At 48.7% G+C, this 16,544-nt stretch carries 14 protein-coding genes; 12 read left to right on the top strand and 2 right to left on the bottom strand.

All coding sequences use genetic code 11. The annotated features are described in order from the left end of the window. Positions 1 to 47 precede the first annotated feature (47 nt). The 3 genes from CMO31_06990 (at position 48) to CMO31_06980 (ending at position 3,266) form a co-directional block, all read left to right on the top strand. On the top strand, positions 48 to 725 hold the full coding sequence (locus CMO31_06990) for a DNA-binding response regulator (GenBank protein ID MAZ53747.1): 678 nt from the start codon (positions 48 to 50) through the stop codon (positions 723 to 725). Continuing rightward, positions 726 to 2,231: a hypothetical protein gene (locus CMO31_06985; GenBank protein MAZ53746.1), complete on the top strand. Its 1,506-nt coding sequence runs from the start codon at positions 726 to 728 to the stop codon at positions 2,229 to 2,231. It abuts the gene before it with no gap. Positions 2,232 to 2,339: 108 nt separating this feature from the next. After that, a complete protein-coding gene (locus CMO31_06980; protein ID MAZ53745.1) occupies positions 2,340 to 3,266 on the top strand; it encodes a membrane protease subunit, stomatin/prohibitin in 927 nt (308 codons plus the stop codon). 12 nt (positions 3,267 to 3,278) lie between these two features. On the opposite strand, the gene CMO31_06975 is transcribed toward CMO31_06980, so the two are convergent. Beyond that, positions 3,279 to 4,292 (bottom strand): phosphoribosylformylglycinamidine cyclo-ligase, encoded by a 1,014-nt coding sequence (locus CMO31_06975; GenBank protein MAZ53744.1) that lies wholly within the window; start codon positions 4,290 to 4,292, stop codon positions 3,279 to 3,281. A 221-nt stretch (positions 4,293 to 4,513) separates the two neighbouring features. Between CMO31_06975 and CMO31_06970 the strand changes: the two genes are divergently transcribed. From CMO31_06970 to CMO31_06940, 7 genes are all read left to right on the top strand, one after another. Further along, entirely contained in the window at positions 4,514 to 5,494 is a 981-nt protein-coding gene (locus CMO31_06970) for an ABC transporter permease (protein ID MAZ53743.1), read from the top strand. Next, the gene (locus CMO31_06965; GenBank protein MAZ53742.1) at positions 5,491 to 6,618 is read left to right on the top strand and encodes a peptide ABC transporter permease; all 1,128 of its coding nucleotides are present in this window, start codon (positions 5,491 to 5,493) and stop codon (positions 6,616 to 6,618) included. The genes CMO31_06970 and CMO31_06965 overlap by 4 nt, the downstream gene beginning before the upstream one ends. Before the next feature lie 189 nt (positions 6,619 to 6,807). Then, on the top strand, positions 6,808 to 8,760 hold the full coding sequence (locus CMO31_06960; protein MAZ53741.1) for a hypothetical protein: 1,953 nt from the start codon (positions 6,808 to 6,810) through the stop codon (positions 8,758 to 8,760). Positions 8,761 to 8,941: 181 nt separating this feature from the next. Then, positions 8,942 to 9,469, top strand: coding sequence for a hypothetical protein (locus CMO31_06955; GenBank protein MAZ53740.1), 528 nt, complete (start codon positions 8,942 to 8,944; stop codon positions 9,467 to 9,469). A 111-nt stretch (positions 9,470 to 9,580) separates the two neighbouring features. After that, complete coding sequence (locus tag CMO31_06950; GenBank protein ID MAZ53739.1) at positions 9,581 to 10,387, top strand: phytanoyl-CoA dioxygenase family protein; 807 nt, start codon at positions 9,581 to 9,583, stop codon at positions 10,385 to 10,387. Between the two features lie 270 nt (positions 10,388 to 10,657). Then, entirely contained in the window at positions 10,658 to 11,416 is a 759-nt protein-coding gene (locus CMO31_06945) for a xylose isomerase (protein MAZ53738.1), read from the top strand. Between the two features lie 137 nt (positions 11,417 to 11,553). After that, the gene (locus CMO31_06940) at positions 11,554 to 12,480 is read left to right on the top strand and encodes a hypothetical protein (GenBank protein MAZ53737.1); all 927 of its coding nucleotides are present in this window, start codon (positions 11,554 to 11,556) and stop codon (positions 12,478 to 12,480) included. Positions 12,481 to 12,585: 105 nt separating this feature from the next. On the opposite strand, the gene CMO31_06935 is transcribed toward CMO31_06940, so the two are convergent. After that, positions 12,586 to 13,734 carry a hypothetical protein gene (locus CMO31_06935; protein ID MAZ53736.1) on the bottom strand — a complete coding sequence of 383 codons (1,149 nt, stop codon included), beginning with the start codon at positions 13,732 to 13,734 and terminating at the stop codon, positions 12,586 to 12,588. A 145-nt stretch (positions 13,735 to 13,879) separates the two neighbouring features. On the opposite strand from CMO31_06935, the gene priA reads away from it, so the two are divergent. Together priA and CMO31_06925 are read left to right on the top strand one after the other, a co-directional pair. Continuing rightward, complete coding sequence (priA, locus tag CMO31_06930) at positions 13,880 to 16,201, top strand: primosomal protein N' (GenBank protein ID MAZ53735.1); 2,322 nt, start codon at positions 13,880 to 13,882, stop codon at positions 16,199 to 16,201. Between the two features lie 134 nt (positions 16,202 to 16,335). Then, the coding region (locus CMO31_06925; protein ID MAZ53734.1) for a hypothetical protein at positions 16,336 to 16,544 on the top strand (209 nt) is incomplete at its 3' end.

Raw genomic sequence — 16,544 nt, 5'->3', positions numbered from 1 at the left:
TTGTGAGCTACATACCTCTCATACGGTAATCGGTCATAATTCTCAATATGGATAGAAGACCTCAAATACTTATCGTTGAGGATGAGAAGGAGATCGCTAAGTTTATTGATCTTGAATTCCAAGCAGAAAATTATTCGACCATTGTGACTTATGACGGGGTAACAGGCCTTTCTAAGTTTCGGGAACTAAATCCTGATTTGGTAGTGCTAGATTTAATGCTTCCCGTATTGAATGGCCTCGAAGTGGCGCGACGGATTCGTAAGACAAGTAACACGCCGATTATTATTCTCACCGCTAAAGATGGTGTTGAAGATAAGGTAACTGGGCTTGATTCAGGGGCTGATGACTATTTAGTTAAGCCTTTTTCGATTGAGGAATTGCTTGCGCGGGTCCGTGCTCACCTAAGGCGAGTCAATCCGGCTGTTACCGGTGATGTTCGTGTTGCCGATCTTGTTATGAATCTTGATGGTAGGGAGAGTTTCCGGGATGGGCGTAGGATTGACCTTTCTGCTAAGGAATTTGAACTTTTAGAACTTTTGGCTAGAAATCCCGGGAAAGTTTTCAATCGCTTTGAAATTGAGGAGAAGGTGTGGCCAGAATACACCGGTGGTAGTAACGTAGTTGATGTATATATTGGTTACCTGCGCCGTAAACTTGAGGGAGAAGCCGAGCGGAGGTTAATTCACACCGTTCGTGGTGTCGGTTACGTTTTGCGGGAAGAGTAAATGTCCCTGCGTTCGCGGTTGACTTTTTTTTATTCCGCGTTCTTTGCCGTGATCTTGATACTTGTTGCAGTGGTTGTGTATGTTCTTACTGAGCGTTCTCTCACCGCATCACTAGAAGAACAAGGGCGTCAAGCCCTTCATGATCTGAGAGAAGGAAATATCGATCAAGGACTAAGTAGACTTCCAGGTGATGCGTACTATGAAATCGTACTTTACCTATTAGATGTCCCGAAAACGTCGGTTGAGCTAATCGAGGGTCTTCGGTACAGTGAATTTCAGAATGTTTCCCGAACTAACCCTACAAAAGACGACCTACCAAGCCTGTTAGGGGAGAGTTCTTTGGATGAACTGTTCGACGAAGGTTCTGTGAGCACCCGTGTCGTTTTGGAAAGCGGAGAAACCTTGTTTGTTCTAGCTGACCGCGGGGTAGGCCGCTTACGGTTTATGCAACGTGAGACAACATATCCTGCTACCCTCTATATTGGTATTCCAGCTGATTCGGTTGCGGCAACTTTGTCGCAATTAGCTAATAATCTTCTCCTTACAATTCTGCTTGCCTTCCTCATTTTTGCCGCTGGAGTATGGATTCTTTCACACCAGGTATTGAGTCCGGTACAACTGGTAACTCGGGCTTCATCGCGAGTTACCGGTAAAGACCTCACCCAGCGCGTGCCGGTACCAAACTCTAGTGATGAAATGAAGGAATTAGCTGATTCTGTGAATCGTATGCTAGATCGACTTCAGGAGTCCTTCGAGACGCAGAGAAGATTCACAGCTGACGCTAGCCACGAGTTACGTACCCCAGTTACTGCCATTGTCGGTCACACGAATTACTTGCTTCGCAGGACCAGCCCTAAGTCGGATCAGGTGGATTCTCTGACAGTGATTCGTCGGGAAGGCGAGAGAATGGCTAAGTTGGTAAATGATTTGCTAGAACTCGCACGAGCCGATGCTGGGTTCTCAGTTGAGCATGAAATGGTGGACCTCATCGATGTAGTTGAGGCAGTACATATGGATGTTGCTGCCGTAGCTGGAAGTACTGAGATTTCAATTGATGCTTCGAAGCCTAGGATAGAGATAATGGGTGACCCAGGTAGGCTTAAACAGGTTGTTCTCAACCTTGTTCAGAACGCGATTAATGCTGGGGCGACTAAAATTGAAATTTTGGTTGTAGATTCGAATCGCGGAGTCAATCTCAAGGTTTTAGATGATGGTCCTGGAATCCCTGATAACGCTATTCCCCATCTTTTTGATCGTTTTTATCGAGTTGATGGGTCGCGTTCAGGCCGAGGTAAGGGTAGTGGCCTAGGACTAGCGATAGTTAAGTGGATAGTTCAGCAGCATAATGGTGAGGTAGCCGTTGAATCTAAAGTCGGTGAAGGTACGGTATTTTCGGTGTTTATTCCTAGCAAGCCAACGCTCTCTTCTGAGGTAACTCTAAAGGAAACTTTAACCCAGACCTTAAATATCTTTCGTTCTGGGAGAGGAGAATCGAACAAAGGCTGAGGCTGTACAGCGTATACTCCTAAGATGTAGTTGTTTGTGCAAGGCAATTTATGAGAGTTTGAAGCTCTTGACTAGTTACAATGATTGACTGAGGAGGTCGGTATGACACTGTTGATTTTGGTAGGTGTAGTACTTCTTATTGGCGGCATAGTTCTTGTTGTACAGGGCGTTCAATCGAACCAACCGTCCCAAAGGAGTTTAGGTGGAATAGCTGTTATAGCGGGTTTAGTAATAACCTTGCTTTCTAATGCGTTTGTTGTTGTACCAGCAGGTAATGCTGGAGTAGTGTTTAATGTTTTTGGGGGAGTACAAGACGGGGAATTGCCCGAAGGATTCCACGTTATTTTGCCCTTTATACAAAAGGTCACTCTCTACGATGTGCGTCAACAGGAGTTAACTCTTTCTCAGAACACAGGAGATCAAATTACGTCTAGATCTTCTGAGGGTTTAGAGATTAACGCGGATGCTACTATTCTCTACCAAGTTGTCCCAACGGAAGCTGCGGAAATTCATCAGGATATTGGGCCGTCTTTTGTTGATGTTCGCGTACGTCCCGAAGTTCGAAGTCAAATTCGGGATGCCATAGCACAATTCAACGCCGCTGAACTTATTTCAACCCGGCGGCAAGAGGTAAGCGCATTAATAGAAAAGGGTCTGTCAGAAGTCCTTGCGGCTGACAACATCAGGGTTCTAGCAGTGCTACTCCGAGACGTGCGCATTCCGAACTCCATTACTCAGGCTATTGAGCAAAAGCAAGCTGCAGAACAGCAGATTCAGGTTGAGGAGAACCGACGTCAGCAAGCCCAGATTGCAGCTCAACGAGCTATTATTGAAGCAGAAGGTGAACGGGATGCGAAGATAGCTAGGGCTGAAGGTGAAGCTCGGGCGCTGGAATTGCGTGGTGAAGCGATCCGTACGAATCCTGAAATTATTCAGCTTGAGGTTGCTGAACGCCTCGCGCCTGGTATTCAGACGATAATGTTGCCCTCGGAATCTAATTTCCTTCTGGATTTTAGGGGAATTACGAAACCATAAGCTGGCTTGATTCTAGAGTTGCGGGGAAAACGTGATGTTAGGCTCTGCAATAACGTGACCAAGTTCAATAAGTGATCCAGAGGACCGGGTGGTAACTTCCACCCGGTCCTCTGGCGATACTACGAAGATCATTCCGATACCCATATTGAAAGTACCGAACATATCGATGGTAGTGGCTTCGGATTGATCCTGGATTAATTGGAATATTTCTGGTGGACACCAGGCATCGCGGTTTATGTGAGCGCCCATAGTGGGGGGTAAGATTCTAGCCAGATTGTCAGGAATGCCCCCCCCAGTGATATGAGCAATTCCTTTGATACAGCTTGGTTGTTCGAGCAAGGGTTTCACTTCATTCACATAATTCTGGTGAGGAACTAGTAAAGCTCCTAAAACAGTTTGGGTGCCTAGAGGGTCTTGTAAGTTGTTAGTTAATGCTTTACGCGCAAGGGTATAGCCGTTTGTGTGGAGGCCGTTAGAAGGTAAGCCAAGTAACAGGTCGCCTTCTTCGACTCGCTCTCGATCAAAATTTATTCCGGGTTGTACTACGCCAACTACCGTCCCAACAAGGTCAATCTCACCTGGGTTATAAACATCCGGCATTTCTGCCGTTTCGCCACCTAAAAGCGGGATGCCGACTTTTCGACATGCGTTAGCGATGCTTTTAAGGATAGTGGTGATGTCTTGAGGATTGAGCTTATTGCTAGCTAGGTAATCTAGTGCGAAAAGAGGCAGAGCCCCTTGCCCAAGAAGATCGTTAACTCCGTGATTGATCAGGTCAAAACCAAGTCCTTCGAGCTGGTTTGCTTGAACAGCAAGTACTGTTTTTGTTCCAACACCGTCAGTTGAGGCCGCCAAAGTTACTTCTTCAGAGTCAAGATTTAAACGATAAAGGCCAGCAAAGGCCCCAAACTCACTGGATACCTCAGGCGTGTAGGTGTCGAGCACAGCTAACTTAGCCTCGTTGATGCCCTGTTCGGCTGCGCCAATATCTACTCCGGACTGCTGGTATGCATTTCTACGAGTCATTCTGAGATTCTACCGTCCCACGAAGCGAGTGGTTAAATATTTTATTGATGGCTGCGTTAAAGACATACGGGAACACAAGTTCTTGGATCGCTTATTGAAAGAAAACCAGGTGGCAGTCCGCTTTATTAGGATGATATATTAATAACAACACCTAAAGGGTTTATGTTTCTTGGATTAGTTGAGTAGGAAATTTGTTTTTTTAGGAGGAGTCTAACCAAAATATGTTCGGGTTCCTTTTAAGTAGGGCAGGGTTCGCCGTAATTACAATTCTTCTTGCTTCTGTCCTTAATTTCCTTCTCATTTCTCTTCCCCCTGGGGATTACATTGCAAGGTTGGAAGCACAACAGTCGCGACAATCGGGAGTCGTAACGAAACTCGAGTATGTTCGCGTTCGTTATGGTTTGGATAAACCGATTATTGTCCAGTACTGGAAATGGATTACGGGTTTTGTACAGGGAGATTTGGGACTCTCCATGAAATACGAGACTGAAGTTAGTGATTTGGTTGGTGGTCGCTTGGTCCTATCCCTGATTCTCTCCACAGCGACACTGCTCTTTACTTGGGCTGTGGCGATTCCCATCGGGGTGTACGTGGCAGTACGTAAGTACGGCCTTGCTGATAACATCCTTACCATCGTTGGCTTCATCGGGCTTGCCCTACCGAACTTCCTCCTTGCGTTGCTTCTCGTATACATCTCCTTATTCTGGTTTGACGCCAAATCTGTTGGTGGTTTGTTCTCTCGTGAGTTCCGCGACGCTGCCTGGAGTTTCGCTAGGGTGTGGGATTTAATGCAACACCTGTGGATTCCAGTAATAGTCATAGGTACCGCGGGTACCGCGGGACTTATTCGCATCATGCGCACAAACTTACTTGAGACTTTCGGGGAAATGTATATTTTGACTGCGAGGGCCAAAGGGCTGCGCGAGCGAACTGTGGTGTGGAAGCACGCTGTGCGGGTAGCGATAAACCCGCTGATTAGTATTTTGGGCATGTCACTGCCGTTCATTATTGGTGGTGAGATTATTGTCTCGATCGTCCTAAACCTACCCACATTAGGACCGCTTTTTTACGAAGCCTTACTACTTCAAGATATGTATCTCGCTGGCGGTATTTTGATGATACTTACCCTACTCTTGGTCATTGGTAATTTTCTAGCTGATCTTCTGCTGGTGTGGTCTGACCCGAGAATAAAATTCTCATGACCACCGCTACTGGCGATACTCTTCGTAGTTCTCAACAGGAAGAGCAGCATAAGAGCGTCAGTGTACGTGCAGTTCAGTGGAGGATTTTCCGGCAGAATCGCTTGGCTATTCTCGGGTTAGTAGTTCTTGGATTATTCTTCCTCTTGCTTGCTTTCGGCGATTTCATTGCGCCTTACCGGCCAGCTATGCTTACGCCCAATCCACTGGCCCCTCCACATCGCCTCCATTTTCGGGATGCTGACGGAGCTTTCCATTGGAGGCCCTTCTACTATGCCTACGACAAGGTTCGGGACATGAAGACTTTCAAGACTACCTATGTTGAGGACACCACCAAGAAAATGCCTTTACGATTATTCATTCGGGGGGACTCGTACCGAATGTGGGGATTATTCGAAACTGACTTGCATTTGTTCGGAGTGAACTCTGACCATAGGGTTCACATCATTGGTAGTGATGAACTTGGACGAGACCTCTTCTCGAGGCTAGTGTGGGCCACCCGCATTTCGTTGACCATTGGCCTGCTTGGAGTCGTCATTAGCCTTGTTCTAGGTGCTCTTCTCGGTGTGATTAGTGGTTATTACGGCGGGGTTGTTGACGTCATTATGCAGCGGCTTATCGAGTTGCTCATGTCGTTCCCTCAAATCCCATTGTGGATGGCTTTTGCTGCGATTATTCCTGTTCGTACAGACCCGCTACTGGTGTACTTCCTCATAACTATCATCCTCTCCTTCATTAATTGGACGGGACTGGCCCGACAAATCCGGGGTATGACCTTGTCGTTGAAGGAACGGGATTACGCTCTTGCTGCACAAGCCATGGGCGCCAGTGACCTGCGAATTATGGTTCGGCATATACTTCCGAACACCATCGGGCACATGATTGTCATCTCGACACTAGCCGTTCCCGGAATGATTCTCGCTGAAACAGCACTTTCTTTCTTGGGTCTCGGCATCCGAGAACCCATGTTGAGCTGGGGAACTCTACTTAAACAAGCACAAAGTCTACACATGATGGCCCAAGCACCATGGGTTCTCATCCCTGCTTTAGCTGTGGTGGCATCCGTTCTAGCCTTTAACTTTGTCGGGGACGGCTTACGGGATTCCCTTGACCCATACGAGAGGTAGAACCTTACCCAAAAGGTAAAACGTACTTTGCCTAAAAATGGTTTCTATAGGTTGACTTGAACTTACTTTAACTAAATTATTTGGTCGAGGGGGTGTAGTTTGCGTTAGGCGCGACTTAGCCACCAGGGTGTTCGTAGCTTTCAAGGTAGATTTATAGTATTCTGAAGGCCTGTACCGCAGGTAAACAATATGTTTCAGAGAATCCTAAGGAGGGATTTAATGAGTATGCTTAAGTCGTTAAGCCGTGCTTCTGCCTTTACCAGCCTGGTATTGGCTCTCGTTCTGAGTGTTGCTATCGCTCAGGATTATTCAGAAGCCCCGATGCTTGCTGAAGCAGCTGGACTGCAAGAAATTCCAACGTTGTTGGAGCGTATTCCCACGAACCCGTTGGTTCTTGATATGGCTGAGATTGGTAAGTACGGAGGCCCAGCCATTCGCGTTGCGAGCATTGATGATAACTTCGGATGGAAGTACAACAAAGCTCAGCTCTTTGACTACTGCGCTAGTTTCGGTGGTGAAGTTTGCCCCGGGTTGGTAGCCAACTGGGAGTGGAACGAAGATGGAAATGCCATAACCATGACTCTGCGTGAAAACATGCGCTGGTCTGACGGCGAGATTTTCGACGCCGATGACATCATGTGGTGGTGGACCCATATTGCTACTTACACCCCTGATCCCGAAGGAGCCCCACTAGTTAATGGTGTCGGTGGAGTCGTAGCTGCATTCCCTGGAGCTGTTTCTTACGACGGTCAACCACTAGTTGTTGAGAAGCTCGATAACCTCACAACACGCTGGACAGCCACCGGGCCAAACCCAGCAATGATGCATGCATTGGCTTACCTCCTGCACGGGCCTGAAGAATTCCCAGAGCAGTGGTTAGGCTCCCTACACCCAGAGAACCAAGGGTACGCCGACGATGACGTCGACTCCCGAGTTACTCAGTGGGCAGAGCACTTTGGTTATATGCAAGCCAGCCCCTACGCTAAAGTACAGACAGTCGGTTACCCGACAATGCACCCTTACATGCTTGAAGAACGCACTGAGGGTTCCGGTAGCGTCTACGTCCGCAATCCCTACTATTGGGCTGTGGATGCCGAGGGGAAACAACTACCTTACATTGACAGAATCGAGATAGAAAAGATCGACGAGTATGACCTTCGTCAGGCCAAACTCTTCGCGGGTGAACTTGATCTCGCTAACACGCCCACTTATAACCCCTGGCGTTTGGCGGACCTGCCAACCCTTCTCGAGAATCAGGACAAAGGGGATTACATCATCGGGTTCCAAGAGGCAGCTCGAGCTTGGGCGCCCCAGCTTTACTTCAACCAAAGCGGACCTATGAACAATCGCCTTTACATGCAGAACCGGAACTTCCGGGTAGCACTCTCCATCGCAATGAACCGTGACGAGATTAACGAGGTTCTGTACCAAGGCCTTGCTGTCCCCTGGAACGTTGCGCCAAGACCCGGCCAGACCGGTTTCGTTGAGGGACTAGGAACTCTCTACACCGAGTATGATCCCGACACCGCTAACGCCCTACTCGATCAGATGGGTCTAGCTGAGAGGGACGCGGGTGGATTCCGCATTGGACCTGACGGTAACCGAGTTTCCTTGGTCGTGTTGTTCGAAGAGGAAGCCGAACCAGCTGAAACCATGGAAATGATTGCGAACTACTGGGAACAAGCAGGAATCGAGATTCTCCTACGGCCAACACCCCAAAACGAGATGTACAACCAACGCGCTGAACCAACTTGGGACATTATCGGTTGGTACGGAGAGGCTGGAGGTTTCTACCTCACCCGGTTCGATAAGTGGCTACCTGGAGCCCTCATCTCCACGCAAGGTTGGAACGAATACATCCTTAGTGATGGCGCCGAAGGCGAAGTGCCACCCCCGCACGCTATGCATTTCCGCAACACTTTCTTCCAAGAAGTACTTCAATCCTCCTCGGAAGAAGAGCTGAATGAAAAATTCCAGTCGTTGATGAGGCAGAGCGTATACAACCTATGGACTACGCTTACCTTGCACGCGCCCTCAGCTGGTCACCAAAATAAAGATCTCAGGAACGTACGCTGGGAAGGAGTCTCAATTGAGGCCTCCAACCACTACGCTCGTATGCAGACCTACTGGTGGGATCGCTAAGCAAGCGTCCATCAAATTCCGAAATGTGGGTTAATTCTCACAATCGGCAAAGTTAAATTCGAAGACAGGGAGCCCCACAATTGTGGGGCTCCCTGATCGACGAGAAACCCAACCTGTCAGGTGTTAGCAGTGGAGTTCACGCCAATATCAACGTTAAAGTGTGTCAAGTGAAGGATTAGATATGTCGCCACTAAAATCACAAACCTTCCGATTAGGTAGTGCCTTAACAGTATTTTTTGTAAGTTTTTTTCTGTATAGCACTGCGTTTGCTCAGTTCCCAACATGCTGCGGGATAGAGCGAGAGCAAAAAGGACCATGCTGCGGTGAAATTAGGACCGTCGACACGGACCGGATTCACTTCGGTGCCCGCTGGTACTGTGCGGACCTGAGGGGCGTGAACCTGAGGGGCGTGATGATGATGGACGCGTTCATGAGTTGGTCCGACCTTAGTTACGCACTCATGGAGGGCGGAAACTTCTACTATGGGGACTTTACCGGCGTTAACTTTACCGGTGCTAACCTGAACGGGACTAACTTAACTCATACCAGATTAGTACTTACCGACTTTACAGATGCGAATTTGGAAGGTGCAATCTTAACGCACGCGCAACTGATGCGCACAAACTTCACTGGCGCTACCTACAACCGCATGACCCGCTGGCCATTAGGCTTTGATCCCGTTAGTAGCGGTGCAATCAAGGTAGACTGAATTTAGTTCAGCCTTAACTAGGTCTTGTTTCAATAACTAAAAATTAGATAAATTAATTTAGAATTAATGTTATTGGGTGCCCAAACATCCCCGGCATTTTAGGAGAGAGCTATGCTTACGGAATCTCAAATACAAGAGTTCAAAAAGCGAGGTTTTCTGAACGGTGGGGTGTTTCTCAGTGACGATATAGTGGAAGTGTTGCGCAGTGAGGTCATGCGCGTAATTGAGGAGCGTGACCGAACGGACATTCCTCAACCCGCTGTCACACGTGACGTTTCGCCTTACGCCGCTGAAATGATGGATTCAGAAAAGGGCAAGGAACTCTGGCAAATCATCAATATTTGGCAGGGAAGCCAGCTTTTCTATGAACACCTCGTGAGTCACAAGGAGATTGCAAAAGCGATAGCCCAACTCACTGACGCTAGTGAGCTCCGTGTTTGGCACGACCAGATTCAATACAAACCACCCCAGCTTGGTGGAGTTCAAAGATGGCACCAAGATGCTCCCTTGTGGCCCGTTATTGAACCCATGACGGAAGTGTCCGCCTGGATTGCACTCGACGACGTGGATTATGAGAATGGTTGCATGAGCATGGTGCCAGGTTCACACCGATGGGGTGACGCCCAATCGTTCCTAGACACAGTTCCAGAATATGATCTTCCTTCCACCTATAAAGATCACAAGATAGAGACGGTTCTGTGCCCGGTGAAGAAAGGGGAGGTGCACTTCCATCACGCGCTCACTTGGCACGGGTCACATTCCAACACGAGTGCCCGGCCGCGGCGAGCCTTGGCAATTCATTACATGACTGAAAACACACGATTCGTGGAGAGCGGTGAACACGTAATCAAACATCTGATAGAGGTGGAGGGCGGAGCTAAGATGGAGGGACAGTATTTCCCGCAAGTGTACCCCTGAAGTCCAATTCCCATCGGTTGACCAAAAGCCCTTTCTTGCAGATAAACCTTCAAACAGGCTTTCATGCAGAAAACTGCTGAATCTCCGAAAAGAAGAAACTCGGAACGTGGAAAGCGAAACATGTTTTTAGTCACCCCTGAATACCCGAATGCTGCATCGTTATAAAATTCAAGTATCCTACGCAAGGTTTAGAGGATTTTCTGAAGGCACCAAATATCGTCTAAGCCAATTTCTAAATTGGAGGAAAATATGCCCCTCAAACAGTCAGTAATGCTACCGGCAGTTGCAGCAAAAGTAGAGGACAAAGTCGGTTTTATTGAAAAGGCTGCAAGCATCGGAGTGGACGCAATCGAGCTTCTGTTCGTCGACGATGAGTTCGAAGCCCTATGCGACGCAGCAGCTCAACATGGGCTCAAGGTAGCCGGCATGGGCGGACACCAGTCACTAGGAGACGGCCTGAACAACCCCGCAAATCACGACCGTATCGAGGACGAACTAAAGACATCTATCGACCTAGCCTCGTCACTGCGTATCGCCAGCATGATCTGCTTCAGTGGCAACCGCATTCCGGGGATGAGTGAAGACGAAGCGGTTATTAACACCGCAGCGGGCCTCCGCCGGGCAGCACCATACGCCGAGGCAAAAGGCGTGACACTAAACCTGGAACTACTTAACTCGAGAGTGGACCACCCGGGCTATCAGTGTGATCGAACGGCTTGGGGAGTGCAGGTAGTCGAGCAGGTAGGTAGCGAGCGCGTGAAACTCCTGTACGACATTTACCACATGCAAATCATGGAGGGAGACGTGATCCGGACTATGCTCGACAACCTGGGAGCTATCGGTCACCTCCATACTGCTGGTAACCCCGGAAGGAATGATCTGGATGACGAACAGGAGCTGTATTACCCCGGCATTTGTAGGGCGCTAGCCAACGCGGGATACCAGCACTACATCGGTCACGAATTCGTCCCCAAGGGAGACCCCGTTGCAGCGCTACGTCAGGCCTATGAGAGATGCACAGGAGACTAGAGTTCCCATCGTGTTCCAAGCGGAACCGCGCGTGAAAGTAGCGACAACATGGGAAGCTGCTACCCATTAACTACTCGCCATAAGGGACGCTTTCGCGCGTAAGTTACTAATGAATTTCAGATGGAAGAGGATATTTGATGCACATCGGTTTAGTGACAGATATCCTAGGGCAACTATCCTTCGATGAGCTGCTAAAAACCGCGGTTGATCTTGGTATTAACAGTCTCGAATTCGCCTGTGGTAATTGGTCCCAGGCTCCCCACCTCAAGATCGATCAGCTAATTACTGATAAACAGGCACGTGACACCTTTCAAAACAAACTAAGTGACCACGGGTTAAATATTAGTGCCCTGAACTGCTCAGGAAATCAACTCGCCCCAGGTCAACACGGGGAGGCGCACGATGGTGTGGTTCGTAAGACTTTCCAACTTGCAGAACTTCTCGATATCGACCGCATAGTGATGATGTCTGGCCTTCCTGCCGCCCCGGGTGACCAACACCCGAACTGGATTACTACCGCCTGGCCCGCTGAGGTTGCAGAAATCCTCCGTTACCAATGGGAGGACGTTGCGATTCCCTACTGGCAAGCGCTCGTTAAGGTCGCCAAGAGTCACGGCATCACCCGTATCTGCATTGAGCAGCATGGACATCAACTCGTCTACAACACAGCATCATTGATACGCTTGCGCGAAGCTGTGGGTACGATCATTGGAGTTAATTTTGATCCCAGCCACATGATGTGGATGGGTGGTGAACCCCTGCGCGCTATTCGTCCTTTAGCAGAAGCCATCTACCATGTGCACGCTAAGGATACGCGCATTGACCCTCACAACAGTGAAGTCAACACCCTAATAGAAACCAATGCCAATGATCAAGTGCAAGCACGATCGTGGAACTATGTCACGCTTGGCTACGGCCACAGCGAAAACTGGTGGCGGGACTTCATCAGCCTGCTACGCGAGGTCGGCTACGATGACGTGCTGAGCATCGAACATGAGGACCTCAGCATGACACCCATCAGGGGAGTTCAAAAATCTGTGGATTTCTTGAACTCCATCACATAATTAAAGGTTAAGACCTTAACGATTTGAGGACACTAATAACCAAATACACACACACTTGTTTTCTTTGTGGTTGGTGGGTAGTGGGATGAATTTGTGGGTTTTTGTTTATTGTGTTGGTTTTCCTTTGTAGGATTGGTCGTCAAAGTTGGTGGGTTTCCATTTGGGTTCGTTGCCTGTGACTACGGCTATGGCGTCTTTGCAGGCTTCGGTGAAGCAACGGCGGTGACAGAAGTCTGTTCCTCCAGCGATGTGTGTGGTTACTTGGACGTTCGGGTGATTTCTGAACCAAGCGTCTTCTGGGGGTGGTTCTGGGGCGAACACATCAATTGCTGCGGCGATCTCTTCGGCTTTCAGGCGTTCCCATAGTGGTTCCTGTTCAACTACCGCCATGCGTGTTACTAGTACGAATAATGCGCCTTTAGGTAAGGCTGATATTACGTCTCGATTAATTATTTCCATGGTGGCTGGTGTGGGTGGTAGTCCGACAACAAAAATTTCTGATGATGCTGCTAGTTCGACTAGGGAGTCACTTCGGGTTAAGCCAGCTGCCGTTAGTTGATCATCGGATACGAAAGGATCGTAAGCTTTGACGTCGCACCGGAATGGAGCTAAAAGCTCAGCGTAACGTTGGTTGATGCTGCCGTAACCAGCGAGGCCCACGCGGCGTCCTGTTAAGTCTCCATGAACGAAACCTGGTTTGTCCCACGACCATTTGTTCTCTCCACCTGGTTTATGCCAGGTCCATTTTCCTTCTCTCGCTAGGTACATTGATTCTGGGATGTCTCGTATTAGGTTCAACGTCATTGCTAGGGCGAATTCAGCTACTGAAGGGGTCATGCTTCGTGATGTGTCGATGAGTGTGATGTCTCTAGATTTAATTTGCTCGAACCAGTCGCCAAAGCGATGGTCGAAAGTTCCGGAGAATACTTTTAGTTTCTCTGCTGCTGCCCAGTGTTCGGGGAGCATTGGGGGTCTGTACCAAGGTCCGATGACTGCTGCGTCCGCTGTTTCTAGTTGGGAATAAAAATCTTCTAAAACAACTTTTATGCCCTCAGTCGCCTCTTGAGGGCGAAGGACACCAATTTCACGATTCCAAGATCTACCAGGTGGGTGATCGATTTTATCGCGAGTAGTCCGAAGGCCTGTAGGTACGCATAGGAACTCTACTTCTCCGTGTTCACGTAGTAGATTGCAACCTTCTGTATGCCAATCCCAAGCAACATGTCCATCATGAACTAACACAACGAATCGCACGATATTTATCCCCCTAGGTATGTAAGGACTTTCTTACTTAGTGTACCTGACTAAGAATAACTTCTTGTTCTGGCGTAAGCGCCTTCTGCGAATGCAAACCGTTAGGTTCACTATCATTAACCATGACCAAAATTAAAGCCGGTTGATGGTGAAAAAAATAAAACTCGTGATTATTCTGGTTATCGTCAAAACGGGGGGGCGCGAAGGATACAATTACCTCGTGATAGAAGCGCTTGACGTTCTGTTTCCCTTACCCGTCCCACCTTTCCGGTACCTTGCACCGTTAAATCAGCCGGAGGGACCCCTTGGGGCGCGGGTGGCTGTTCCGTGGCAGGATCGGGTAAGGATTGGCATTGTAGTCGCTAAGACCTCTGTTGAGCCTACTCGTGCTGGTGATCTTCGTGAAGCTATCGGTTGGCTAGACTCCACTTCCCATCTCCAAGAGGGAGCCTGCCACTTGATCCTTGAGCTCGCCGAAACTACAGCTACCCCAGCCGGCTTGGTTTTAACCACCTTGGTCAAATCCGGCCTCAATTCTCCCCTGAATCACGCTATTAGGGCTGTGAAAGACGTCGATTTAGAGTCTCTCAGCGCTGATACCTGGCGGAATGTCGATTCAGTTGAACCTCGACTGGTAGACCTCTGGCGAAAACAAGGTTTAATCGAAGAAAGAATAACGTTACAACCACATGTTGTCAGGGTGTTAGAAGTCCTCAAGCCGCCCGATGAGGGTTTATCCGGAAAGCGGCAATCCCGGCAACTTAGGGCGCTTAATCACCTCGTCGATGCAGGTCGCGTTGATTCAGTAAAAGATTTAGCCAAACAGGCTGGCGTCACCGAAGGAGTCATACGAGGCTTGGTGCAAAAGGGGTACGTCGGCTACGGAGAAGTCCCAGAATCGAATGTGACACTCCCCCCGCTAGAACAGATAGAAATGCCTCCCCTAGATACTAAAAAGCTAATACTTTCCGAGCGTTCTTTCTTGAGCGGAGGGACCCGTCTATCTCGCCTATCTTTTCTTTTGCACACCATTAAAAAAGATTTGAGTGCCGGAGCTGGGGTAATCGTATTGGTTCCAGAACGCTCACAACTAGAGCGGGTCGCAGGTGCATTTAGCACAGCAGGATTACCAGTCGTCGCTTTAAGTGGAAAGAGGTCGGATCGTCAGCGCGAGTACATTTGGCGAGAATTATCTCGCGATAAACCTTGTGTACTAGTTACAACATATCTCGGGGTCTTATCGCCATTAAAAAACCTTGGTCGTATCGTTATATTAGACGTGAGCAGCCCAACTTATAAACTTGATTCAGGCCCCCGGATTGTCACACCCAGAGTAGCAGAGATGCTTGCCGAAAAACATAAAATCCCAATAGTTTTTGAAGACATATTAGAAACAGCCGAATGGGTCGAGGGTATAGATCAAGAAAATCGACATCAGATACCCCGGCCAAAACGCCGACAATTCACAGCGCCGCTATCAGACTCACCAAATTGGCCCCTAGGCCCCGACCTCATAAGGGTTCTCAAACAGGTTAAAGACCGGAATCGTCAGGCGATAGTTATCGCCCCAAGAAGAGGATACTCTGCAGCTTTGGGTTGTCTTGCTTGCGGCCACATTATGATGTGCCCCAATTGTGACTTGAGCTTGCGATACCACCGTGAAGAAACCCGACTCCGTTGCCACCAATGCGAACATGCAGAGGGGTCACCCGTGTGTTGTCCATCATGCGGAGACGAAAACCTTGATGCTGTCCGTGGCCCCGGCACCCAATGGGTCGCTTCAGCAATTCGCAAGTTCCTACCAGATTTTGTTGTTGCAAGGTACGACGCTGATCATCGCGACTCGCTAAACGAATTCCATAACGGAAAACCAGGTGTGGTTGTTGGAACTACCGCGTTACTACGGATTCCACCCTTACCTAACCTCGCTCTAATTGGAATTACTTTATTCGAATCGTTTCTCACCCAAGGAGATTTTCGAGCAGAGGAGGGAGCACTGCGTTTATTACTCGCGCTCGATGAACTATCAATGCACACAAAACCACTAATAGTTATTCAGGCTTTCAATACCGATCATGAGGTTATCCAAGTCGCCGGCAAACCCACTAAAGAGTCGATGGATAACTTCGGTAATGCGGTAGAGAAGCGAAGAGAGCGTTTTGGTTACCCACCCTTTGGTCACCTGGCCCGGGTTCAATTTGCTGGTCGGTACCAGGATCAGACTCGGCAAGCAGCTCATACATTAGCCGTTAAACTAGAAAATTCGGACTTACCGCCAACTGTTTACGGTCCCGCTCCCGCAACAGTAGCCCGACAACGAGGAAGGTATGTCTACAACCTTCTAATTCGCACAGAAACGAGAACGCAACTTGGCGATATTTTGCGGGAAACTGACCTAGGATCGAGCGCTGCAACCAAAGTGCGAATCGATATTGACCCTTATGATGTCGGAGAATTCTTGGAATAGGGTTAGGACACGATGCTTCAGCCTTAACGGTAACTATTTAGCACCGCTAAGGCCTTCGACATCGTTGCGGTTGTTATTCAAGGCATGTGTTTATGAAAAGCGGGTAGCAGAGGAGGGGGTTAGGTGTGAATACCATGTTGCGTTTGGAGAAGCTTGAGGGTTTTGGCAATGTGAAGATGGTTGAGGTTGAAAAGCCGGAGCCGGGACCAGGACAGATGCTAGTTAAGTTGAAAAGAAGTTTGATTAGTCGCGGTTCGGAACTCTTTTGGCGGTACGTTCGGGAAGAGGCTGTACCACCTCATATCATGGGGTATTCAGCTGCTGGTGAAATTGTGGCTGTTGG

The sequence above is a fragment of the Trueperaceae bacterium genome, assembly GCA_002707365.1.
Lineage (GTDB): Bacteria > Deinococcota > Deinococci > Deinococcales > Trueperaceae > UBA6957.
The sequence above is the reverse complement of the archived record's forward strand: the minus strand, read 5'-3'. Positions and strand labels throughout refer to the sequence as shown.

Excerpts from the sequence above, each read along its gene's own strand:
- CMO31_06950 (MAZ53739.1), top strand. The coding sequence starts at position 9,581 with ATGCTTACGGAATCTCAAATACAAGAGTTCAAAAAGCGAGGTTTTCTG.
- CMO31_06960 (MAZ53741.1), top strand. The coding sequence starts at position 6,808 with ATGTTTCAGAGAATCCTAAGGAGGGATTTAATGAGTATGCTTAAGTCG.
- CMO31_06970 (MAZ53743.1), top strand. The coding sequence starts at position 4,514 with ATGTTCGGGTTCCTTTTAAGTAGGGCAGGGTTCGCCGTAATTACAATT.
- CMO31_06955 (MAZ53740.1), top strand. The coding sequence starts at position 8,942 with ATGTCGCCACTAAAATCACAAACCTTCCGATTAGGTAGTGCCTTAACA.
- CMO31_06940 (MAZ53737.1), top strand. The coding sequence starts at position 11,554 with ATGCACATCGGTTTAGTGACAGATATCCTAGGGCAACTATCCTTCGAT.
- CMO31_06990 (MAZ53747.1), top strand. The coding sequence starts at position 48 with ATGGATAGAAGACCTCAAATACTTATCGTTGAGGATGAGAAGGAGATC.
- CMO31_06975 (MAZ53744.1), bottom strand. The coding sequence starts at position 4,292 with ATGACTCGTAGAAATGCATACCAGCAGTCCGGAGTAGATATTGGCGCA.
- CMO31_06965 (MAZ53742.1), top strand. The coding sequence starts at position 5,491 with ATGACCACCGCTACTGGCGATACTCTTCGTAGTTCTCAACAGGAAGAG.
- priA (MAZ53735.1), top strand. The coding sequence starts at position 13,880 with ATGGTGAAAAAAATAAAACTCGTGATTATTCTGGTTATCGTCAAAACG.
- CMO31_06945 (MAZ53738.1), top strand. The coding sequence starts at position 10,658 with ATGCTACCGGCAGTTGCAGCAAAAGTAGAGGACAAAGTCGGTTTTATT.
- CMO31_06985 (MAZ53746.1), top strand. The coding sequence starts at position 726 with ATGTCCCTGCGTTCGCGGTTGACTTTTTTTTATTCCGCGTTCTTTGCC.